At 68.5% G+C, this 22,205-nt stretch carries 17 protein-coding genes and 1 pseudogene; 10 read left to right on the plus strand and 8 right to left on the minus strand.

Annotated features, from left to right (window positions below; translation table 11 throughout):
• The first annotated feature begins 87 nt into the window (after nucleotides 1-87).
• Complete coding sequence (locus ABZV00_RS28255; protein ID WP_355611449.1) at nucleotides 88-2,196, plus strand: M14 family zinc carboxypeptidase; 2,109 nt, start codon at nucleotides 88-90, stop codon at nucleotides 2,194-2,196.
• A gap of 96 nt (nucleotides 2,197-2,292) precedes the next feature.
• Nucleotides 2,293-2,949: a fasciclin domain-containing protein gene (locus ABZV00_RS28260; protein ID WP_355611452.1), complete on the plus strand. Its 657-nt coding sequence runs from the start codon at nucleotides 2,293-2,295 to the stop codon at nucleotides 2,947-2,949.
• 33 nt (nucleotides 2,950-2,982) lie between these two features.
• Here ABZV00_RS28260 and ABZV00_RS28265 read toward each other — a convergent pair whose 3' ends face one another.
• Nucleotides 2,983-3,996, minus strand: a complete 1,014-nt coding sequence (locus ABZV00_RS28265; RefSeq protein WP_355611455.1) for a tyrosine-type recombinase/integrase — start codon at nucleotides 3,994-3,996, stop codon at nucleotides 2,983-2,985.
• Between the two features lie 197 nt (nucleotides 3,997-4,193).
• On the opposite strand from ABZV00_RS28265, the gene ABZV00_RS28270 reads away from it, so the two are divergent.
• From ABZV00_RS28270 to ABZV00_RS28280, 3 genes and pseudogenes are all read left to right on the plus strand, one after another.
• On the plus strand, nucleotides 4,194-5,108 hold the full coding sequence (locus tag ABZV00_RS28270) for a GNAT family N-acetyltransferase (RefSeq protein ID WP_355611458.1): 915 nt from the start codon (nucleotides 4,194-4,196) through the stop codon (nucleotides 5,106-5,108).
• A 375-nt stretch (nucleotides 5,109-5,483) separates the two neighbouring features.
• Nucleotides 5,484-5,696, plus strand: a pseudogene (locus tag ABZV00_RS28275) (DNA translocase FtsK); the annotation flags it as partial.
• A 37-nt stretch (nucleotides 5,697-5,733) separates the two neighbouring features.
• Nucleotides 5,734-6,264 carry a hypothetical protein gene (locus ABZV00_RS28280; protein ID WP_355611461.1) on the plus strand — a complete coding sequence of 177 codons (531 nt, stop codon included), beginning with the start codon at nucleotides 5,734-5,736 and terminating at the stop codon, nucleotides 6,262-6,264.
• Between the two features lie 61 nt (nucleotides 6,265-6,325).
• On the opposite strand, the gene ABZV00_RS28285 is transcribed toward ABZV00_RS28280, so the two are convergent.
• From ABZV00_RS28285 to ABZV00_RS28300, 4 genes are all read right to left on the minus strand, one after another.
• Nucleotides 6,326-6,574, minus strand: coding sequence for a hypothetical protein (locus ABZV00_RS28285; protein ID WP_355611464.1), 249 nt, complete (start codon nucleotides 6,572-6,574; stop codon nucleotides 6,326-6,328).
• Between the two features lie 329 nt (nucleotides 6,575-6,903).
• Nucleotides 6,904-7,158 (minus strand): hypothetical protein, encoded by a 255-nt coding sequence (locus ABZV00_RS28290; protein ID WP_355611467.1) that lies wholly within the window; start codon nucleotides 7,156-7,158, stop codon nucleotides 6,904-6,906.
• 207 nt (nucleotides 7,159-7,365) lie between these two features.
• Nucleotides 7,366-10,047: a hypothetical protein gene (locus ABZV00_RS28295; protein ID WP_355611470.1), complete on the minus strand. Its 2,682-nt coding sequence runs from the start codon at nucleotides 10,045-10,047 to the stop codon at nucleotides 7,366-7,368.
• 15 nt (nucleotides 10,048-10,062) lie between these two features.
• Nucleotides 10,063-13,104: a hypothetical protein gene (locus ABZV00_RS28300; RefSeq protein ID WP_355611473.1), complete on the minus strand. Its 3,042-nt coding sequence runs from the start codon at nucleotides 13,102-13,104 to the stop codon at nucleotides 10,063-10,065.
• Between the two features lie 384 nt (nucleotides 13,105-13,488).
• Between ABZV00_RS28300 and ABZV00_RS28305 the strand changes: the two genes are divergently transcribed.
• From ABZV00_RS28305 to ABZV00_RS28315, 3 genes are all read left to right on the plus strand, one after another.
• A complete protein-coding gene (locus tag ABZV00_RS28305) occupies nucleotides 13,489-13,875 on the plus strand; it encodes a hypothetical protein (protein WP_355611476.1) in 387 nt (128 codons plus the stop codon).
• Between the two features lie 110 nt (nucleotides 13,876-13,985).
• Nucleotides 13,986-14,435 (plus strand): hypothetical protein, encoded by a 450-nt coding sequence (locus tag ABZV00_RS28310; RefSeq protein WP_355611479.1) that lies wholly within the window; start codon nucleotides 13,986-13,988, stop codon nucleotides 14,433-14,435.
• The gene (locus ABZV00_RS28315) at nucleotides 14,417-14,713 is read left to right on the plus strand and encodes a hypothetical protein (RefSeq protein WP_355611481.1); all 297 of its coding nucleotides are present in this window, start codon (nucleotides 14,417-14,419) and stop codon (nucleotides 14,711-14,713) included. The genes ABZV00_RS28310 and ABZV00_RS28315 overlap by 19 nt, the downstream gene beginning before the upstream one ends.
• A 134-nt stretch (nucleotides 14,714-14,847) precedes the next feature.
• Here ABZV00_RS28315 and ABZV00_RS28320 read toward each other — a convergent pair whose 3' ends face one another.
• On the minus strand, nucleotides 14,848-15,261 hold the full coding sequence (locus ABZV00_RS28320) for a hypothetical protein (RefSeq protein WP_355611484.1): 414 nt from the start codon (nucleotides 15,259-15,261) through the stop codon (nucleotides 14,848-14,850).
• On the opposite strand from ABZV00_RS28320, the gene ABZV00_RS28325 reads away from it, so the two are divergent.
• The gene (locus tag ABZV00_RS28325) at nucleotides 15,227-15,523 is read left to right on the plus strand and encodes a DUF559 domain-containing protein (RefSeq protein ID WP_355611487.1); all 297 of its coding nucleotides are present in this window, start codon (nucleotides 15,227-15,229) and stop codon (nucleotides 15,521-15,523) included. The two genes, ABZV00_RS28320 and ABZV00_RS28325, sit on opposite strands and share 35 nt — an antisense overlap.
• Before the next feature lie 108 nt (nucleotides 15,524-15,631).
• Here the strand turns inward: ABZV00_RS28325 and ABZV00_RS28330 are convergent, their stop codons facing one another.
• Both ABZV00_RS28330 and ABZV00_RS28335 read right to left on the minus strand, forming a co-directional pair.
• On the minus strand, nucleotides 15,632-16,240 hold the full coding sequence (locus ABZV00_RS28330) for a site-specific integrase (protein ID WP_355611490.1): 609 nt from the start codon (nucleotides 16,238-16,240) through the stop codon (nucleotides 15,632-15,634).
• Between the two features lie 740 nt (nucleotides 16,241-16,980).
• A complete protein-coding gene (locus ABZV00_RS28335; RefSeq protein ID WP_355611494.1) occupies nucleotides 16,981-21,333 on the minus strand; it encodes a CHAT domain-containing protein in 4,353 nt (1,450 codons plus the stop codon).
• Between ABZV00_RS28335 and ABZV00_RS28340 the strand changes: the two genes are divergently transcribed.
• Nucleotides 21,266-21,976, plus strand: coding sequence for a DUF6338 family protein (locus tag ABZV00_RS28340; RefSeq protein ID WP_355611497.1), 711 nt, complete (start codon nucleotides 21,266-21,268; stop codon nucleotides 21,974-21,976). The two genes, ABZV00_RS28335 and ABZV00_RS28340, sit on opposite strands and share 68 nt — an antisense overlap.
• The last annotated feature ends 229 nt before the right edge of the window (nucleotides 21,977-22,205 follow it).

Here is a 22,205-nt window from a genome sequence, read left to right on the forward strand (position 1 = left end):
CGCAAGATTCCCTCAAGATCATTGCATCGACGATCTCCGACGATCATGCTGAGCGGGCCGTGCCACGATCAACCAGTCGGAGGCCACATGAGACGCCAGCGACCCACCGTCATTGCCATATCCACACTTCTCGCTGTCACCCTTGCCATCGCACCCACCCCCGCCAACGCGCAGAGTGCTGCGGAACCGAACCAGGTCGCCGCCCTCACCGTCCGCCAGGCTGACGGGTACGCCACCCTCGCCTGGCAACCGGTCGACGGCGCGACCGACTACCAGATCGAACGCACCGCCGTCGACGCCAACGGCACCCCCACCGGCGCACCGACCATCGTTGGTATCTGGCGCCCCAACCGCCAGATCAACCAACAGTCACCCACCTTCGCCGACTCCGGATTCAACCCCGGAGACACGTTCCAATGGCGGGTACGCGCCCGCGCCGGCACCACCGAGCAGCCCTACTCCGACCCGGTCGTCGCCACCACCACCGCACCCTGGGGTAACCCCGGAACCGCGGGCGAGCAACTGCGCACCCAGTGGGAGACCGCCCATGCCGCGCAGTACACCAGCGACACCGACGAGTACGCCTACACCGCCGCCGTCGACGCCCTCAGCGACCGGGTCCGCGTCGTCGAGCTCGGCCGCACCGTCCAGAACCGACCCATCAACATGATGGTCATCGGTTACCCCACCCCGGCGGCCACCCCGGCGGCCGTCGCCGCCACCGCACCCGTGGCCATCAACTGCAACGTGCACGGCAACGAACCGGGCGACCGCGAAGCCTGCCTCATCATGGCCCGGCAACTCGCCTTCAGCACCGACCCCCGGATCACGGACCTGCTCAGCCGTACCAACGTCCTGATCGTCCCCACCATCAACGGTGACGGCCGGGCAGCCAACACCCGTGGCAACTCCACCGGCCAGGACCTCAACCGGGACTACTCGCTGATCCGCCAGCCGGAGACCGCCGCGTACATCAAGATGGTCCGCGACTACCGACCCGTCGCCGGCTACGACGGCCACGAGTTCGGCAACTCCCGCGCCGGTGACCTGCCGATGCTGCCGCCGCGCCACCAGAACGTCGCCCAGCCCATCTTCGACCAGTCCCAGGACATGATCGAAGGCCACATGTACGCCAAGGGCGCCGAAGCCGGCTGGTGGGCCTGCCCCTACGGCTGCGAAGGCGGCGGCAACGTCGGCCTCAGCGAGGAAACCATCCTGCGGAACACCCTCGGGCTCAAGAACGTCGCCAACTCCCTGCTGGAACTGCGCAGCTCCGGCGGACAGACCCGACCCGACGAGGGCAACACCGCCAACAACCGGCGCCGCAAGACCTACTCCGCCCTGTGGACCTTCCACCAGTTCCTCGACTACCACCGGGCCGACCGCGGCGAGATCCTCGACGCCCGCGCCGAGTCCATCGAGATCCAGGCCGCCAACACCGGCCGCCTCGTCTTCCGCGGCTCCCGGCCGATCCCCGCCCACCCCGCCCCGCACCCGGGCGACAGCCCGCCGCCGCTCGACGCACCCCGCGCCGACCTCATCCTCGACAACGCGCCGTGCGCCTACAAGCTCACCGACGAGCAGTACAACGGGGCACGCACCGACGGACCAGGCGGCGTGGGCACCACCGTCGCGCAGCGCATCGCCGCACACGGCTGGAAGGTCATCAAGACCGACGACGGCTACTACGTACCCCTCAACCAGCCCGAACGCGGCCTCATCCCGCTGCTGCTCGACACCAAGGGCGTGGAGAAGCTGACCGACGGCGAACGCATCTACCCGACCCTCACCGGCCGACGTAACGGACCGCTGGTCGTCTCCGGCTTCACCTGCGCCGCCGACGCCACCATCAACGGCCCGGTCACCGTCCGGGCGGGCGCGGCACTCGTCGCGACCGGAACCACCATCAGCGGCCCGATCAGCGCCACCCGCGCCGCCGGCGTCCTCCTCGCCGACAGCACCATCAACGGCCCGGTCCAGATCGCGAACACCACCGACGCCATCTCCATCATCGACGTCACGATCGCCGGCCCGGTCAGCCTGTCCGGCAACACCACCGGCACCGACGCACCCCTGCTGGCCGGCAGCACCATCCGCGGCCCGCTCAGCTGCACCGCAAACAGCCCCGCCCCGATCAACCTCGGCGTCGCCAACACCGTGCACGGTCCACGCACCACCCAGTGCGCGGCACTGTGACCGCCAGCTAGCCGAACCAGCGTGCCGGCGGCACGGGCGTAGTGCCCGTGCCGCCGGCACACCCCATCCACCCAACCCCGACCCGTGGAGACCGCCGTGTCGCACCCCACCTCACCGAACGGCACCCCACCGCGGCACCCCCGGTTCCTCCGGCTTCTCGTGCCGGCCCTGCTGCTGGCCGTCACCGCATGCACCGGCGCCCCCGCCGCTCCCCGCGCGGACGCGGCACCCCAGGTCACCGGACCGCTCTGCGCCGCCCTGCCCACCGGCACCGAACCCGGAAACCCGACCTTCCTCGCCGGCCAACCCGTCGACCAGGCGCTGCGGTGGATCCCCACCCTCACCACCTTCGAAGCGGCCCTGCGCACCAGCGGCGTCCTCACCGACCTGCCCACCGGCACCGGCGTCACCATCCTGGCGCCCTCCGACGACGCCTTCGCCGCCAAGTTCTCCGAGGACAACTGGGACGACCTGATGGTCCGCCACACCGACCAGCTGCGCACCCTGCTCAAAGCACACCTGATCGCGGGAGCCCACCGAGTCGACGACCTGGTGAACGCCGGCACCGCAACCACCCTCGACGGCACCACCGTCACCATCACCCGCACCGGCCCCACCGTCCGGCTCGCCGACCGCGCCGACGCCGTATGCGCCGACTACCAGGCCACCAACAACACCCGGATCCACATCATCAACGCGGTACTCGGCACACTGCCCACCACCGCCAACGACAGCGACCAACGGGCCCACTGACCGCACTCACCGCACTCACCGCACTCACCGCACTCACCGCGCCGCGCCCGCCTGGTCGGCCGGTACGAGCGCGGCCAGCGCGCGGTTGGTCCGGTTGGCCCGCACCGCGTCGCGCTGCTGCCCGGCCGTCACCTCGATGTACGTCTGCGACGACGCCAACGACGCGTGCCCCAGCAACCGCATGATCTCCGCAGCACTCGCCCCGTCCTCGGCAAGCCGGGTGGCGAACGTGTGCCGCAGCGCGTGCAACCGCGCACCACGCGGCACCCGGTCACCGATGCCCGCCCGCCGGTAACACGACTCCACCAGGTACTGGAGCCCACCGCGGCGCAGCGGCTCGCCGTGCCGGTCCACCAGCAACGCCGAGTCGGGGCGTACCGACCGCGACCCGAACCGCCGGGCCCGACTGTCCAGGTAGTCCACCAGCACCCGGTCCAGGTCCGCCTCGATCGGCACCACCCGTGGCCGCCCGCCCTTGCCGACCACCTCGACCCGCCGTTCACCGGGCCGACCGGCCAGCGAGCTGACCCGCAGCGCGAGCAGCTCCGACAGGCGCAGCCCGGCACAGAGCGCCACCGCCAGCACCGCCACATCCCGCTCCGGCCACGGGTCGCGCTGCCGGCCGTCGTCGCGCGCGGCCGAGGCGAGCAGCAGCTCGGGGGTGTCGGCGCCGCGCAACGGCTTCGGCTGGGGGAGTAGTGCCCGGGGGCGGCCGACGGCCGGCATCGGATTGCCCGCCACCACCCCATCGGCCACCAGGAACGTGAAGAAGCTGTTCCAGGTGGACCAGGCCCGATGCACCGACGCTGCGGCCCGGGGTGCGGCGAACCGGGCGAAGGCCGCCCGCATCACCCGGGGGGAGAGGTCGGTGATCAACAGTGTCTCGTGGGGGAGGGGAGCGGTGTCATCCTCGGCAACCAGGGCAGCCACCGCGTGCAGGTCCCGCCGGTACGCGGCGAGAGTGTGGGGGGAGGGCTTGCGAGTCGCCCGGGCGGTCAGGAACTCCTCGATCAAAGCCATGAGCGATTCGTCCTGTTTGTGATGCATAAGGGATATTATGCAGCATTTTCGGGTTTCCCGGCAAGGGGAGGAGAGGGGAGCGGGGCGAACGCGGCTCCAGCCGTCGTCTCGGTGGTCGCTGCTCATGCTCCCGGGCCGCCCGGGGGCATGAGCAGCGTCGCCCGGAGGTAGTCCGCAGCGGAAACGGCTTGACCGTACGGCCGTCACCGGGGCTCACTGGGCCCATGAGCGGCGGCGATCTCGGCCAGCGGCTGGCCTGCGTCCAGCGATCGTGGACCCCTCACCAGCGCCTGCACATTGGCAATGCAGCCTGGGCCGGCGCCCACGGTGACGGCAGCCCGGTCCCGGACGCCACCCTTGGCTGGGGGGATCCGCTGGTGGGATTCGCCGACGTGTGGCATCCGGCAGTATCAGACGAGCCGGCACAGGCCTCCCTGCACATGGGACCCGCCGCGACCGCCGCGCAGCGGGCCGCCGCGGTAGATGAGCTGCTTGACCTGGCACCCCACGTCAGCGTCGAGGTGTCCCGGGCGGACGCGGACCTCATTCGAGCCTTGGCCGAGCGTGGCTTTCGTAGCGCCGACGGGCCCTGGTTCGTGCAGCTCTGGCGTGACCTGACGCAGCTTGCCGACCTGGAGGCGCGCACCGACGTCAACGGGTACACCATCCGTGCTGTCCGCGACGATGAGCTCGCCGAGCGGGTCGACGTGCACCGCCGGTGCTGGGCGCCGGCGAGGATCAAGGAGATGCTGGGCCTGCCGGTGACCGGTACCGAGCCCGGCTCGAGCTACTCGCTCGACAAGCATCGTGCCGTGACGGCCTCGCCGGTCTACCGCGCCGAGCTGGATGTGGTGGCGGTCGCCGCGGACGGTTCGTTCGCCGCCTTCGGGTTGGCCTGGCTGGACCTCGAAGCTGGATGTGTGCTCGTCGAACCGGTCGGGACCGACCCGGACCACGGCAAGCGCGGCCTGGCGGGAGCGCTCTGCACGAAGATCTTCCAGGTGGCCCGTGACCTCGGGGCTACCCAGGCGATCGTCGGCCCTCGTGGCGACGACGGCTACCCGGTCCCGCGTCGGCTCTACACCGGGCTTGGGATGCACGAGGTGACGCAGTTCGTTCCCATGTCCACATCGCCATGAGGTCGCCGTCCGCCCCGACCGAGGGGACGCCCAGATCGCTTTACTTTACATAATGTGCATTATCGAATCAGTCGTGCTGGGCTGGCGGGAGCCGCGTCGCCCGCCGGACGTCACCCTTGTCGCTTCTCATTCATCCTGAGCCATTCTCAACAACTTGAGCCATCTCCTGAGTCTTCTCACTTACTTGAGCCACGGCGGGCACCCGCGGGCCGCTTGGGGTCCTGTCCCCTACGCTGCGTGACGGGCATGGATTGTCCATCCTCCCCCGCGGTTGCTCACTCGTGACTGGAGGACACAGCTACACCCTGCCGCCTGCCCGCTCGCGCGCGAGGTCGAATGCCTCGCCGCCGAGCGGCGCTGGATGCGGGAGGCGGTATGGACACCCGCGTGGAGGGCTTCAAGCGCGGCCCGACCGTCACCCGCTACAAGGTGGTCCTCGGCCCGAAGAAGGTCGAGGCCGTCACCAAGCTGGACAAGAACATCGCGTACGGGGTCGGGTCGTCCGAGGTGCAGCTCCTCGCCCCGATCCCGGGCAAGAGCGCTGTCCGGGTGGAGATCCCGAACACGGACCGGGAGATCGTCACCGTCCGGTCCGCACGAGCCCGGCCGGTTGGATGATCTTCCGATGCGACTCCGACACACCCTCGTAACCCTCACCGCCGTCACGCTCATGCTCGCCGGCTGCGGCAACAACTCCGCCAACAGCCCCCAGGCCGCCGGCCCCGCCGCGGCCACCAGCGCAGCCGAGAAGGCGCTGGCGCCAGCCCCGCCGATGGACTCGAAGGCGGTGCTGGCGAAGCTGACCGCCGCGAAACTCGGCGCCACCCACGGCGCGGTGCAGGACGAGGACAACGACCCTAACGACCTGCTCGGCCGCCCGAACGGCTACACGTCCCGCGCCTCCGCCGACCTTCCCGGAGGCGACACCGAAGCCGGCAAGTACGGCATCGACCGCAGCCTTGTGATTGAGGTGTGGCCGACCGCCGATGATGCGGACCGGCGGTCGAAGTTCATCCAGGACACGCTCAAGAACATGCAGATCTTGGGCACCGAGTACCACTACCGCGCGGATCAGGGGCGGGTGCTCGTACGGGTGTCGGGGAAGGTGAAGCCGTCGCTGGCGAAGAAGGTCGAGGCGGCGGCGGCCGGGCTGTGACCCACACACGACCGCGGCCCGTCACCCAGCTCGGCACGGAGGGCCGCTGTCGTGTCACGCGTCAGTCGGCCAGGTCGACGACCATCTGCGCCCGGTAGTCCTCCGACCGATCCCCGGCCGCGGACCGTACCTCTTCGAGGTGCCCGATGCGCCGATCCAGCATGTTCCGCAGCCCAGCCATAGCTCCGTATCCGCCTACCTCGGCCGGGTGCGGCCCGCCGGCCTGCTTCGGTGATCCCCAGATCCGGTCGACGCGCCGATAGAGCACCCACAACGCCTCGCAGTGGGCGGCGCGCTGCTCGGCGGTCATGAGGGCGAGGAACTGCTTGTCGTGGTCCTCGAACAGCGGCGAGCATGGCGCCGCCCCGACGCCTCACGAGATCGTCGTACTGTGCCCGACCCGTAGGCCGGCGGACGCGGCCCACTCCAGCAGCGATCCGACCACCTTGCCGCTCACGCGGACTCGTCGAACCGTCCCTGCCGGCGAGCACCAGCGGCGACCGGTGGGGCGTTCAGGGTGATCCGAGCGCCCTGCCGGTATAGAGCGCCCTGCCGGTAAAGACGGTGCCGGTGAAGACCCACCCGCCCTGGGAGGAGGGTAGGTGATAGTGCTTGACCCGCGCTCGAGCCCCGCCGCCCTCATCTGCTCCGGCGCATCCGTTCGGCGCGATGAATACCATGACCCACGGCGAGTAGGCCGGCCCCTGCGGCAACCCATTGCAGGTAGTCGCCGAATGTCATCCCGTGCCATTCCGCCAAGCCGGCGAAGAAGCCGCCGATTACGAGTGCGGCGAACAGCCCTGGTCCGAGCAGGAACGTCAGTCGCTCAACTAGATCGGCGCCATGGCTGAGCTCCCGGTTGTCGTGTGGAACTTCATTTGGCTCTGCACTCATGCGACTCGCCGTCCGTTTCCTTGCCGCGCTCATAGAAGGCGGTGGGCGCCACGTACGGCTGCCGTCAGCGAGAAGGGCCGAGGGCACGATTGCTGGTGAAGCTGACGGCCTGACTGCCCGCCCGCATCCCGTGCAACACGAACAGGCGACGCCACCCGTGTGCTGGCTGTGCCGGGCTGCAGCTTCTTCGCGGCCCGTGAGTCGGAGTCAGGCGTGGCCGAGTTTGAAGATGGGGCCAGGCGTGTAGGGGACACCGGCGGGGGCCGGGAGTTGGTGCTTGTCGTTGGTGAAGGGCAGGTCCACCGCGGTGTCGAGGTAGAGCATCGTTGTGGAGATCTTCGTCTGCCAATGGTCGCCTGCTACACCGCCGATCTGTGGTGAGGTCATCTCGCGGATCTCGGTGTCAAGGGAGATGAATAGGTCGTCGTCGGGGGTTGGCAGCTGGCCGTTGAGGAACGGAACGGTATGGACGAGCCAGTTGCGCACCGCGTCCTCGAAGTTGGGCCGTGCGGGGACGATGACGCGTGCCGAGCCGGCGCGTAGGAATCGCTCGAACTCGGCGTCGTTCGAGGTGATCTGAGAGAGCTCCTCCCACTTGGTTCGGTGAGCCCAAAAGTATGGGTAGAACGCGTACGACAGGTTTGTCCACTCGAACGCCTGCTCCAGGAATTGGATCGTCGGTGCGTCGGCGATTGCACGCGCCACGTCCATGTTCGCGAAGTCGATCTCTTTGCCTGCGAGGTCTCTCGCTCGCGGGAGTAGCGCGGGCTTGCCGCCGAACGCGGCGTCGTCGAGGAGCCAGGCGACAAGTAGGCGTTTGAGTTCCTCGCGGACGACCTGGTCGTTGCGCTGTGTGCCGCCAGCGTCGATGGCGCCGGTCTGTCCGAGCAGCGTTTTGCGCATCCCTTCGGCTTCGTGGTCGCGCTTCCACTGCAACCATGCGGAGAACAGTGCGTCGTACACCGCGAGCTTCCACCGGTGCTCGGCGGCCGGAGAGAGCGTGCACTTGACGGCAAACGTAACCGTGCAGGACAGCAGGGCCAATGTCCCGACGGCAACCTTGACGAGGTTCGCCGCTCCTTTGAGGTCGACGGTGACCGGGGCGGGGTCGAGCGAGCCGTCACTGCCGATCGGCAGCAGGCCGCGCCCGTAGGGTGGCTCTCCGAACTGCACAGTTTGGACCGTGCCGACATCTGTGTTGTCGCCGTGCGTTGCGTGGAACACGGGCCCCGCGTCGACGCCGCCGTTGAAGTAGAGCGTGCTGTCTCCGCCGATGGCTACTGTGGCGAACCCGGAGCGCAGTCCGTCCTCGTCGTCGCCATGGTCGTTCTTCCACTCGCCGGCGAGCGGAAACCCCTCGCCCGTGTATGTGACGGTGTCGGTGATATAGTCGGTTGGGATCTGTATGTCCAGCTCTTTGGCGCCGACCGGTGGGTTCCATGTGCGGCCCGCGGCGGGGGTGGGGCTGTCCACGATCAGTGTCCGCACCACGGTGATGCTCGGGTCGGGTGGAGGGGGCAGGCTCGTCGCTCGGTATTTCGCGGCTAGCTCGATCAGCTTGTCCTCGGTGATGTCCTCGGCCTTGAGCGACCATTCGGGTGGGGTGTCGACAGCGCTGGCTGCGATCTCCGCGTTACGGTGCCGCCACCGGAAGAACTCGGCTGGCTCGGGTATCTGGAACTCGAGCTGTAGTCGGTCGGTGTAGCGGAACAGTTGGTAGGTGTCGACGCGGTCGACCCAGCGGTAGATGCCGTGGGCGTTCTTTCTCGACGAGTTCTTGAGGGAGTACTCGTAGCGCTGCTCGTTGTGGGTTAGTTCGCGCCGGGCTCGGGTCTCTCGGGTCATCGTGTCGACCCGGCTGGTCGCTCTGGATACGGCTTCGCGGACGATTTTGCTGGCCTGGGTCTCGCTGCGCTGCAGGCTGAGCCCGCCGTCGACGCCGCCGCTGATCCGCGCGGTGACCGTTGGGTAGCTGTACTCGGCGGATGCGTCGGCGTGGCCGTTGACGGTGACGCCGAGTTCTGTGCTCAGGGAGGCGCTGAGCTCGCTTGCGAGCTTGGACTCGGAGGAGCTTTCGCTCTGTTCGGTCCGTTCGGTCGTGGTCGTGGTGGTGGTTTCGGTTTCGGTGGAGGACAGTTCGTACTGGTTGAAGCTCTCCCCGGCCATCATGTTGCGCACCGATGCGATCTCGCCGGGTAGGTAGCCTGTCCACTCGCGGCGTACGACCTGAAGATCGCGAACGGTGGCCTCGCGGATGAGGTTGACGCGCGCCTTTGGCGCCAATTTGGCTTTGGACAGTTTTGGAAGTACCAGCGGTCGGCGGTGTAGCAGGTCGTAGGTCTGTGTGGCGGTCAGGCCGGGACGTGGTACGGCAAGCACGTCGGCGACCAGCGCGAGGCGGGTGAGCCGGACAGCTCGGTCGTGGTCGGGCGGGTCTTTGGTCATCTCGTCGGCCAATGCCGCGTGCACCATGAGTTGCGCGATCGGAAGGATCACATCGCTGTTTGCTTTGCCGCCGAGCAGCGTTGTCCAGTCCTCGGAGTCTAGTGCTTGGCGGGTCGACGCGGTCTTCAATAGCTCGCGCAGTGCCTTCTCGTCGAGTCGGTCGCTCGCGGCGGTGAGGGCCTGTTCGCAGTGGCGTAGTGCGGCGAAGATGCGTTCGAGCACCGAAAGGCCGTCCGTCGACTCGGGGACCGCCAGTGGGTCGGTGTGGCGGTCGCTGAGGGTGTCGGGCAGCGACTCGGCGGTCAGCGTGATCGGCGCAGGCACGTACGCCATAAGCCTTCCGCCGGGCTTCGGCGGCAAGACGAGCCGCGTCGGGGGTCGGGCGACTAGGGCGGGGTCGACGCCGCGGGCGGGGCGGATGATGGCGAACTCGGCGATGTCCATGGTGCTGTCCTTCGGTTAGTGGCCGCGTCTGAGTACGTCGATGGCGCTCTCGGCGACGGAGAGCGTGAGGTGCGTGAAGTGTGTGAGGGTGAGGTCGGTGGTCATCTCGCGGATCGGAAGGCCGTAGGCTTGCAACGCAGCCATCTGCGCGGCGGGTGTGCGGCTTCCAGCGGCATTGATCAAGTAGATCTGAGTCCGCACCTCAGGGCGCCAGGCGAGCAACAGCGTCACCGGCTTCTCGCCTGGCGCGCGTGTGAAGCTGATTGTCGCTGTCTGCTGCACGCGGCCTACCTCGAATCCAGCCCAGCGCAGCACGTCATTTGCACTCTGTTCAGCGCCCTCGCTCACGCGCGCGATCTTGTTCTGGGCTGACAGCGAGACGTACGCGAGCGGCGTATGGCGGTGGCTGATCAGCGCCATGGCGTCCGGGCCCTCGACGCCGTTGATCCGAATATCATTGGCGGCCTGGGTGAGGTATTCGACGGTGTGCCCGGGGCCGAGCTCGGTTGCGAGCTTCCGGCTCCCCGCCAGCACCTTCTCTATCTCGTCCAGCCAAACCTTGTCTCCGAAGCCGTACGCCTCCCCAAGAGGGCTGCGGATATTTACCAGGTGCCCCCACAGTGCGGACAGCCGTTGCTGCCTGGTCAGGCCAGGCTGGCGTAGCACGGCGAGCATCGCCGGGGCGCGCTCGGCGGCCGCCTCAGCGGACAGCCGCAACCCGTCGGCCGCACCCTGCGCCGTCCCAAAGTGGGCCCACAGCCTTCGCAGATCCTCAGGCCTCCTCTCGATGAACTCCTCGAGCCGTGCCAGCACCTTCGCCGCCTCGGTGGGTGTTACCGACTTCACCAGGGTCCCGGCCGCCTTGACCGCCGCCTCCGCCACCGGACCGCGCAACGCGGCGTCACCCTTCTGAATGGCCTCGGCGTACTCGAACTCGGTGTTGTCGACCCAGCCGGCGGCGTAACCCTCCATCCGCGCCTTCAACCCCGCCATGGCGCGCTCCACCTCGAACGCGACCAATTCCCGCTCCGGCCCCGGCGGCAACGAACGCAGCATGTCCCCGAGCCCGTGGATGGCCCGCCAACCACGGTCAATGGCAGTCTGCGGCAGCGTTGGGTGGGGAAGTGACAGCACCTCTTGCAGCACATGCACGTGGTGCTCTGCCTCTTTGCCGAAGCGCACGAGAACCGCGACAAACGCGTGTCGTCCCAGGCTGCGCGCTTCCAGCACCGTGCGTGCCGTCACCTCGGTGGCCTCTCCGACGCCGAGAAGCGTTGCCAGGTCTCCCCCGCGCGGCCGCCGGGGCGTTGGGGTGACGAGGCCGGCGGCGGTCGACGCGATGCTTCGGGATGCGCGCACCGCCGTAAGTGCTTCCTTCACCCCCTTGATGTCCAGCACCGAGAACACGACGCCCACGAATACCCCGATGTAGCCGGTCGGTGACGCGACCGCCTTGCCCGGATCCAGCACCGCGTCGTACGCGGCGTTCTGCTCGTGCCGGTTCCATAGGTCCAGCACCGTCCCCCACACCCCGAACACCGCGCCCAGAACGGCGAGCCCTAGGCCGATCGGCGGTGCTACCCCGCCCGCCATCCAGCCGGCGACAGATAGGCTGCCGACGGCGATGTTGACACTGTCGATCCAGGATGGTCCGGACTCGCGGCGGACGCGGTCGAGCGCGGCGCGGAAACCCACCGACGGGTCCCGGAACTTCAACTGATCCAGAATTCGGGCGATCAGCGGCTCGTAACGCCAGACATGGTCCTTGTCCTTTTTGATCGCGTCGGCGAACTTCGCGTTCTCGCGCCATGCGTCGCGCAGGGCGTACCAGATCGCCTCCTTCAAATCGTTAATGGCTTTGCCGATCGCGTAGTCCAGTCCCGGCTGCACTGGCGGCATTGGGTCCCAAAACTCCCACGGGTTCTCGGGGTTGACGGCGAGCATCCACTCACCGTCGGCGGCGAACGTAAACCTGCGCCCTCGCGGGGGTGTCCGTGGATCCGCCGCCTGCGCGGCTGTTGCCTCGGTCAGGTCTGAGACATCTGAGACCTTGTCCCACACCCGGAACAGAATCGGGAAGGTCGCTCCCTCCACCATGACCTGCTGCGTGAGATCTTCGGAAAGTTCCGTGACCACTTGCTGCATAACGAACGCGGCGACGGAACCCTCCTTCAGCCCGCCGAATGTGTCGATGAGACGGTCCCGCTCCGCCGACTCCAAGCTGTTCGTGGCCCTCTGCAGCGCGCGGCGACGGTCGTGGATTCGACCTAGCGCGTCGACGAGAGCTCGCAGATCCTTCCCTTTGAGCCAGACCCCGGCAACGGAGACCTCGGCCGTCAGGATGTCGTCCGCGGTCGCCCGCCGCAGCGGCCCCGCCCCGCCCATCATTCGCCATACCGGTGGCAGGTCCAGACCCGGTACGTCAAGGTAACGCGTGGCCTCGGCATGGATCTCGCACCTGGCCTTGCGCAGGCTGTCGTCGGCCAGCTTGGCTGCGGAGTTCTCGATGTCTTGCAGGCTTGCGGCCGCCCGCTTTTCCACGTCCTTAAGCGCTGTGCGGCAGGCCGCCATCGTGGTGTCGGCCGCCAACGCCGCTCGCTCGCGGGACGACCAGGGGATGACGTTGCGCCACGGCCGGTAGAAGTCCGTTCCGTCATCGAGCGCCTGCGCCCGAGCTGTGTAGTCAATCCAGACGAGCAGACGCGTTGCTTCCTCGAGCCCATACGCCGCGTACACGTCGTCGACTTCGCGCTGCATCTGGCGAGCCAGCAGGGCTGGATTCGCCCATGCAAAGTTCACTGGGACCCAGTCTTCGGGCGTGGTCCAGGGGTGGGTCTGGGTCGTGGCTCCGCTTCTCCTGCGCCGGCGCGCTGCCTCCCGGCGCACTGCATCCGGGAGCTGGAAGTACACGGTGAAGACCTCCGAAATGGGCTCCGAAGGCGGCTTCGGGTGGTCGAGTTCGTCGGCGATCCGCGCGATTTCGCGGGCCGCAAACGCACGCGCGTCATCCTCGGATCCGTCCGGACACACCAAAATAAAGTCGGCTCCGTCGATCATGGTGGCCAACGCAGGTGGGCCGTGCGGTCATGGTCTGGTGACCGCACACGAGGACTCTGGATGTCAGCCATAGCGCACAAGCCGTTCTGAATCGTGGGCGACTGCACGCGCGAGCCAGACCTCGGACCTACCGCATGGGCCGGCAGGTGGCGATACAACCAAGACCGGGCAATCACAAGCGTGCGAGCGGCCGTTGGGGAGGATCACTCACAGGGATCGCGTAATGACCCTGTGTGTTTCATTCTATTGTCCGAGCGATGCGCTACAGGTGTCAGATTCCCGATCGGCAGCGCAGTGGAAGGCAATCACACGATTGCCCCGCCGGCGCCGCACGCGTGGTGATGACGGTGCGGCCGGGGCTTAGTCGACGCGCTCCTCGCGTTCGTGACCGGCGGCCAGGCGCCCCCAGCGCCGTACGTGACCATCGCCCAAGAGCTGGACGCTTTCGCCAACACCAACTACCCCGGCATCCAGCCAGCCACCAGGGTCGAGGACGCGCGACCGCTGCTCCTGCCGAAGCAAAAGACAGCGTGGTCCGACATGCAGACGTTGACGCTGTTGCTGGGCGACTACCGGCAGCAGAACGGGAGCTCTGGCCGGCACACGACCGCGGTCCGCCACCAGCTCGGCACGGCGGGCCGCGGTCGTCCGGGTGTTGGCGGGACGTCCACAGCTACCCTGTTCGCCGGCGGTGACAGCACAAGTCTGTCAGCGCCGGCGCTGCTCATCGGGGACGGCAACGAGCTGGCGGTGTGCGTACTGAAAAGTTGAGCGGCGCAAATCCCGCAGAACGGGCCCACCGACAGATTTCGCTGCGCAGGTCAGAGCGCCGACCGCTGAAGAGCTCATAGAGAACCGACATTGGAGGTTTCGATATGCGGATGGGCGGTGCGACCGAGGTCGCCGACCTGCTGGGGATCTCTCGCCAGCGGATGCTGAAGCTGCGGGAGCGCCCGGACTTTCCGGACCCGATCGGCACGCTGGCGCAGGGAGACATCTGGGACCTCGACGAGGTGGCCGCCTGGAACAGGTCAGGGCTCAGGAAATCGACGTCCGGCAGGCCGACCGCCAAGTCCGCGGCGAGCACGCTGGGCGGACGTTTCCTGGTCGAGGACAAGATTGACAGCGGCGGGTTCGCCGACGTATTCCGCGCGGTCGACAAGAAGAAGTCCGGGCAGATCCCGGCCATGGCCGGGATCAAGATCGTGAAGGATGTCGCTGCCCTCGACCCCGAAGCAGTCCGGCGGTTCAAGCGCGAGTTGCGGATGCTCGACGAAGATCTGTCCCACCCACACAGCTCTCCCACGACGGAATGGCAGCCGCAAGCCTGATCGAGGCCCGTCTCCAGACCATCGCGTTCCAGCTGCGCGACGTCACCACCGAAGACGGGCAGGAGATCATCCCGTTCCAGGGGGTGAGCAAGGCGAGCATGGCCGCTGCCTCGCTGCTGGCCTACCAGATACTGTCCATGCCCGATCCTACGGGGCAACCCGCCGACGCCTCGTTGCTCCGGGAGCCGCTCCGCGGTGCCCGCCGGTTTCTCGGCGACGCCCCCCGCTCCTACGACCGCTTGGCCGCGTATTTGAAGGGCCGGGGCTTCACCGTGTGACGCCGACGCCGACGCACGGCCCGGACCGCCGTGCGGGCCGTGCGTCGTCACTCCGGCGGGTACTGGCCAGGGCCGGGGCGGCTGGTGCCTCGGGGTCACCACAACGGTTGACCGGCAAGCGAGCCGGCCCTCGGTCAATCGGCGCCTTGCGCCTGCCGGATCATGCTGCTCGGTTGCGCCCCGCCCGGACTGTCGACCGAATCGCCCAACGATAGAAGCTCTCCCGCCACCAGGTAGGTGCTGATGGCGCACAACTCAGCCTCGTGGACACCGAGCTCCGCGTGGACACCCTTGCTAGCCAGCTTGTCTAGGGCGGTGAAGCGGTCGTAGAGACCGCCGAGGGCTGCCTTGACCGTACCGGCGGTCGCCTCGCTTGCGACGTTGTCCTTGATGAGCTGGAAAATCCGGTTCCGGTAGGCGGCGTCGTTGAGCGAGACGCCCGCCTCGGTCGTGGCAGCCGCAACGCCAGGAAGAAGGTGGTCAGCAACGGCCTTCAGGATCCGCCGGCACGTAGTGACGGCCTGCGCTAGGTCCTCGGTCAGCGGCACCGTCGGATCCTTCGTTGCCTCCCGCAGCCGCAACCACGTCCGCATCGTGATCGAGTGCGACGGCAAGCAGCACTACGCCGACGATGACGGACGCGCCAATCCCCGCAAGTACGCCGAGATGGTCGCCGAGGACCGAGCGCTGCGGGTCCGCGGCTACGAGGTGTACCGGTTTGGCGGCCACGAACTGAAGGAGGGATCCGAGACGCGCATCGGTGCCTTCCTCGACGCCCTCCACGCCCGCCACAACCTAGCTGTCGAGTAGGTCGCACAAACCCAGATCATCCCGGCATACGGCCAGGATCGCGAGGACCGCGAGGGCGGCTTGCTCTGCGGCGTGGGCGTGGGCGTGGATGGTGGTTGTCTCCGCTCGTCAGAGTCCGACGCCGGCGAGAGCGTTGGAGATTACTCGGTCGACGTCTTCCATGTAGCCGGCAAGGGTGGCGGAGCCGTCCTTCCATCCGCCGTGTCGGCCGATGCGGATCTGGTCATGGCCGGCCCGGCGGGCTTCGGTGGCGAAGCCGCGGCGCAGGGAGTGGCCGCTGAAGGCCGAGGCGGCGTCGATGCCGGCAGCAAGGGCTGCCCGCCGGACGATGATGGCCACGGCCTGGCCGGTGATGCGCCCGTCGGTCGAGCCGCGGCCGTGCGGGGCGCGGCCGAGCTGGCCGTGCTTGTCGATCCGTCGGTAGAGGGCGCCGCTGGTGATGCCGCGCTCTGCGAGGGCGGTTAGCCAGGCCCGGGTGGTCCGGACCGGGCAGGTCTGCTCGTTGGTGCCGTACGGCACATGAACCTTGCGGCCTGCGGCGTCCTTGTCGGTCTTGGACCGGCGGATGGTCACCTCGACGCCGTGCTCGTTGAAGTCCAGGTCCTCGATGTCAAGGGCCGCGATCTCGGATCGGCGCGCGCCGAGGGCGAACCCGAGAACGAGGACGGACCGGTCGCGAAGTCCGGCCAGCTTGCCCAGGTCCAAGGTGTCCACCATGAGGCGGAGGTTGGAGACGAGGAGCGGCTTGGCCTTGCGTACCTTCCGGCCCGCGTCGGCGCTGTCCCGCCGGTAGGTTCGCAGCACAGCCCGGGGCCGCGTCGGTGGCGAGGCGCCCGGCGCCAGCGGATCGGTGGGCGACCGCGATGGCGGCCAAGGCACGGTCGATCGTGCTGGGCGCCTTGGCCTCCTCGGCGAGGTGGTTGATGTACTCGGTGGCCACCGCGTGCAGCTGGCCGTACCGCTCGAGGAGGGCGGCGAACGCCGCGGCGTTGAGGTCGTCGTTGATCGGGCCCCGCTCGGTCGGGGTGAGGTCTGCAGTGATCATCTTCTCGGCGCCGGCCCAGACGAGGAACCGGCGGAGGTCGCCTCGGTACGCGCGGACGGTGGAGTCGGCCTTGGCGCGGCGGAGCCGGTCGAGCGCGGATTCCGACAGGACGTGTTGAGTGACACGAAAGTGTCAGTGAAAGTGACAGGGTGTCAGTACATCCACCCCAGGCCACGGTGAGCGCGGCAACCCGGGAGGTCCGAGCGAGGGCGGTGTTCGATTGGCAGCAGGCAGCGTGTAAGGCGAAGGCCCGGGCGTGGGAGGCCAGGGAAACCGCAGAGGCCGTCACCGGGCCCGTTCGTCCCACCGCTTGAAGTCCGTCCGCCAGAACCCGACCGACCCAACCCTCGCCGAGCAGATCGGGAGCAGGTCGCCAGGTTCACGCCAACTCCGGTGGCGCCTCCAGGGCCCCTCAGCCGGTGCTGGGGACCCGCACCAGGGGTAGCCCGGTGTTGTCGAGGACGCCGACGATCCGTCGTAGGACGCCACGGTCGATAGCGTCCACACCGGCGAAAAGTCGCGCACCTCGTTCGCCGTCGAGGGCGGCGCGGATCCGGGGCGCGAGTCGGCGCCAGTCTGGATTGACGCCCAGGTTGGCGAGCTCGGCGTTCAGCCTTGCCCGTGCCCCGCTGTCGCCGGTCGCTGCACGGGCGGCGAGTTGAGCGAGCGGATCGAAGCCGGCGATCCGGTTGGCGAACTCGGTCACCTGTCCACCGAGGATCGTGTCGAGCTGATCCGCCAGTGCCTTGACCGAGGATCGGTTCGGCCAGGGGTCGAGGTGAGGGGCTGCCGACTGCCGACAGGTGGCGAGGACGTCGAGGACGACCAGCCGGTCCGCGCCGAACGTTCCCAGCGTGAGCGGCACTGGCGAATCGTCGATCATCAGGCGGCGCAGCGCGTCACCGAGGTATTCGGTGCGTTCGAAGTATTCGAGGACGGTGACTACGGCGTCGAACGCGAGAGCCGCCTGCGGATCAACCTGTGCCAACTGCGCGAGCTTCGCCAAGGGCCGAAAGTCCGCCGCGCCTTCCCGCGCCTTGCCGCAAGCGGCTTCTGCCGCGCTTTCCAACAGCCGACAGGCCGCCTGAAAGGCCGTGTCCGAGGCCGGCAGGGAGCGCAGCAGCGCTGCGAGCCGAACCCCGGGCAGCGCCTCCACCAGGCGAACAAGATCGTCTTCGGTCCGGGGCAGCGGCGCCGTACCGGCGGGAAAGCCGGCGGCCTGGTTGGCGAGCCTGTCAACCACCTCGGCAAGCCGGCCCGAGCCGATGGCCACGGAGAGGGTTGCGGCCGCCAATCCGTGCGCAAGTCCGGCTTCATCCTGGCCGGTGACGTGGGCACAGAAGCCATAGTTGCGGTGACTGACCACCAACTCTTCGGGTCGCGGCGCGAGGTACTTGTGCCGCAGCGCCTCGACCTCCAGGTCCCTGCCGGAGGCGTAACGACCCCGGCGCGCCTCAATCACCGCGAGGTCGCTCAACTGCTGGCCCACGTCGGCGTGCAGCTGGTGCTCCTCGTACACCCGCTTGACGTCGACAACGAGCCGCTCCGCCTCGTCGAGCCGACCGAGGGCGACTAGAGGGGCTGTATCGTTGCCCCGCGCACGGGCCAGCTCCACCGGGGACCCGCCACGGCGGTGCTTGCTGGCTACGCGCTGGGCGTTGAACTCGATCGCGGCGGACCAGTCCCCCAGGTCCTTCGCGGCGCGGCGCCCGGCGTCGAGCAGTCGTTCCAAAATGTTAAACGCGATGTAGTCGGGATCAGACTGCGATCGGAGGGATTCGAGCCGGACCACCAGCTCGCGAGCGGTCTCCAGCAGCACCGCTCCCGGCGAGGTGTGCACAAGGACTTCCAGCCGGAGCACCTCCAGGTGCACCTGACGCCACGCCGAGTCAGAATTGGTCATCTCGTCAGCCAGATACCGGTCGAACGCGGCCTGCGCCTCTGGGTAGCGACCTAGGCGCTCCAGCAGAGATACATAGCTGGCGGCCACATCGACGGTAGACATCGGCGCGAGGGGTGCCGCGAGCAAGGCCTGGAACCGGGGCAACGCCACGTCGGGGGGCGCCATCTGCAGCGCCACGGCGAGCGCGATCACGACCGTCGACTCGGCGTCAGTGCCACGTGCCCGCGTTTGTAGGGAATCGAGCAACCGAAGGAAGCTGCCGGCCTCCTCGGCACTGCCGGTGCCGCGCCCAAACGCGTTGTGCAGCACACGCGCCGCGGCCTCGTACTCGCCTAGCCGCGCCAGGTAGCGGGCGCCGCTCATCCCAGCGTCTCGGACGAGGTAGCTGAGCCCCTCCTCCTCGTCCCGCTCAGCGCTCTGCGCTTGCCGCACCCAGAAGTCGGCCAGCAGCCTGTCGTACAGTTGACGAGCAGCGGCGTGCGTCTCGCGCCGCCACGCCCAGGACACTAACAGCGGGATGCGGTACGTCTCTGGCGAGCCATCGGCCGGCCGGACGACCTCGAGCAGGCCCGTTGCCCGCAGCCGCCGAGCCAACTCGGACAGGTCGAGATCGGACTCGTCCTCGTTATGGGCGACCAGCCGAGCGACCTGTGGCCAGAGCTGGTTGAGCACGTCGAGGCGCCGGTCGGCCTCCTCGACCGCACACAGAAACACCAGCGTGGCGTTCTCGGTGCGGGTCAACCGCGGCAGCATTGCCTCCAACCAGTCCACCATGTCCGCGAGATACGCTCTAATGTCGTCGTCGCAGTGCTGCAACTCGACAAACACCGAGCCGTCGTCGCTCCACGGTTCCTGCGGACCGAGCAGGTCGGGAAATGTTTTCTGGCCGACGACCGCATCCAGCTGGCGCAGTAGGAGGGGAATGCCATCGGCCACCCGCAGCAGCCGTAGCACGCCGTCCCGGACGGCCGGTGACACGTTGGCCCGCGCCCCTCGCAGAATGGGGCCGACTACGGCGGAGTCTCGGGCGAGGAGCACCGACTCAGACCAGCTAAGCGGCGGCAGGGGTTCGCGGCGCAGCTGGGAGGGCAGCGTCGGAGAGTCATACCGGGCGGTAACAACCAGCCGGTCAGTCCCGGTCGACCGGTCGGTTAGAAGGAGCTGCCAGCGGGCGGCCATTGCGCCCTTCAACAATGTGTCCACGCCGTCCAGCACCAGCAGGCGACGACCGAGGTCCGGGCCCGGGTTCCCCTCCAGCCGGTGCAGCAGTCCTGCCGCACCGACGGCGTCGTCCGGCACCTGGTACCACTCGACCTCCTCGAACCAGGACCGGGTGAGGTGTGCGACCTCCAGCGCACACGCGGTTTTGCCGATACCAGGTGGCCCGAAAAACACCACCCCACCATGATCGGCGTCCGGGGTTAGGGCCGCCAAGGCGCGGGCCAGCGTCGTGACCCGGCCGACCATGTTGTCGGCCGCTGGCGGGAGCGCGGGCAACGGGCTCCTCTCGCAGTCCGACGATGCGCCGGCGGGCGTCACGACGAGCCGCAGTTCGACCGCCGGGGCGCCGTGCAGGGACGGGGCGACCGCGTCCAAGGGCACGCCGTCCGGCACGGCGTTGGACAGGGCCGCCCGGAACGCGGCTGGGAGGGGCTCCCCATCACACAGCAGCGCGCGGTACAGGATGGCGGTGAACGCAATGCCGAACCGGTCGCTCACCGGATAGCGCATGGCCAGGACCGCGCAGCCGTACCGCTGCGTGATGGTCCGGGCCAGCCCCGGCAACCGGCTAGGCCCTGTCGGCCCGTCGCCCTGCTCGGGTTCGACCAGCCCGCCGCTCGTCGGCTGTTCGATGAGGTTGTCATCGTGGCTGAGCCGTTCGAGGGCCTCGTTAACAACCTCCGCGCCCGACTCGCACGCGGACAGGACGACCAGTTTCAGTCGGGCGGCAGTCGGCTGAAGCAGCTCGGCGAGCATCTCGGCGTCCACGGGGTCAGTGTCGCCGGCATCGTCCTCCAGAGTCAGCATGCCCGCGACGCCGTGACCGGCGTAGTGCACGACATCCCAGCCCGCCGGATCGGCCAGCAGCGCGGCCAGCGCCGTACGGGTGACGCCGTACTGCAGCATGTGCAGCTCAACCGCGGCGCCGCAGTCGCGGGCCGTCTCCACCGCATCGGCCAGCCGCATCCGCTCAGCGCGCAGCGCGAGAGGGTCGGCGTCAACGGGCAGGCTGAACGCGGCGAGCATCCGAATCGGCCCGGGCACCAGCCGTACCGAGTCGGGCGGCACGCCGGTCAGGGTGCGGATTAGCACGACGCCGTGCTCGGCGAGCGACCGGCCGGCGACTTCTGCCAATTCCAGGGGTCGGTCCAGCAGCGCCGCCGCGACGGGCGGGACGCGCAGACGGACGACCGGCCCGTGCTCGGAGGCCGCTTCGACGAGGGCCGGACCGACCCGGCCCAGCACGGCGGACCCGACCCAGCGGCTGACCCGTCCGAGCAACGCGGCCTCGCTAGCAACGCGGTCGTCGGAGGCGGCGCGGGCCCGCAGGTAGGTACGCAGGTCGACGAAGCCGCCGTACTCCGAGTCGGTGTCATCGAGAGTGACGGTGGCTGCCGCGAGGACGTTGCCGGCCGGGTCGTGCAGCCGCCATTGCCAGTGCAGGTCGTCGGTCCAGGCGGTGACGTTCAGGTCGAGCATCACTATTGCCGCCTTTCGCGCTCGCGGACGGCCGACCACCGCTGTCATGATGGTAGCCAGCGATCGAAGGTGGCAAGTGCCATGGTTCCGATGCGTGAGGGGTGGTGCCTTGCGGCTGACCGGTATCCCCGAGGCCGTGCTGTCGTTCCTTCTCAGCGGCATCGGCGCCACAGTCCTGCTGCTGTTGCCTGGCTACTTGTTGACCGGGGCGTACGGCCGGGGTGTGCGCGGCCCCGCGTTGAGCGAACGGGCGTTCGTGGCCAGCACCGCCGGCGCCGGTGTCGTGGTGCACCTGCTGGCCCTGCCGTGGACCCTGGAGCTGGGGCGCCGCATCGTGAACGCCGGTCCGGGCAGCCGGATGGGCGAGATCGTCGCCTGGCTGCTGGTGGTGCTGTTCGCCGTACCGGTGGCGCTGGGTGCCGCGTTCGCGGCGCTATCCGAGCGGACCCGACCGCCCTGGCTGCATCGGTTGCTGGTGCTTGTGGGTGTGTCGTCGTCCGTACGGACCGCCGAGGCGTGGAATTGGGTGTTCCGGCAGGGCTTCCCGGCTTATGTACGGGTGCGGCTTAAGGACGGCACCATCGTGCTCGGTCGGTACGGGACGCAGTCGTTCGCATCCTCCGACGCCGCTAATGGCGACCTGTACCTAGAGGAACAATGGTCGACCCGTGACGGGTGGTTCGACCAGCCGCTGGAGACCAATCTCGGGATATGGCTGCGGGGCAGTGAGATCGTCTCGATCGAGTTCTTCGCCGGCCGCGACGCACCCGAGGAGCTACCGAAAGGAGCGGAAGGAGAATCATGACGGCCAATCCAAGACGAACCCGCCCGGCACCGCAGGCCCCACGCCCCGACCGTAGCGGAACGCGGGGGTGGCAACCCAAGGAGGACGGCAAGACGTATCCACCGCCCAAACCACCGACGGACTCCGGCCGTGACGGCTCGTCGGGGAACCAGGACGCTGAGACCTGATCTCGACCACACGGATCTGCTCGTGGGTGGCCACCAGGGGGCTCCGGCATCCTTGGTCGCCT

This window comes from Micromonospora sp. NPDC005173 (assembly GCF_040608515.1).
Lineage (GTDB): Bacteria > Actinomycetota > Actinomycetes > Mycobacteriales > Micromonosporaceae > Micromonospora.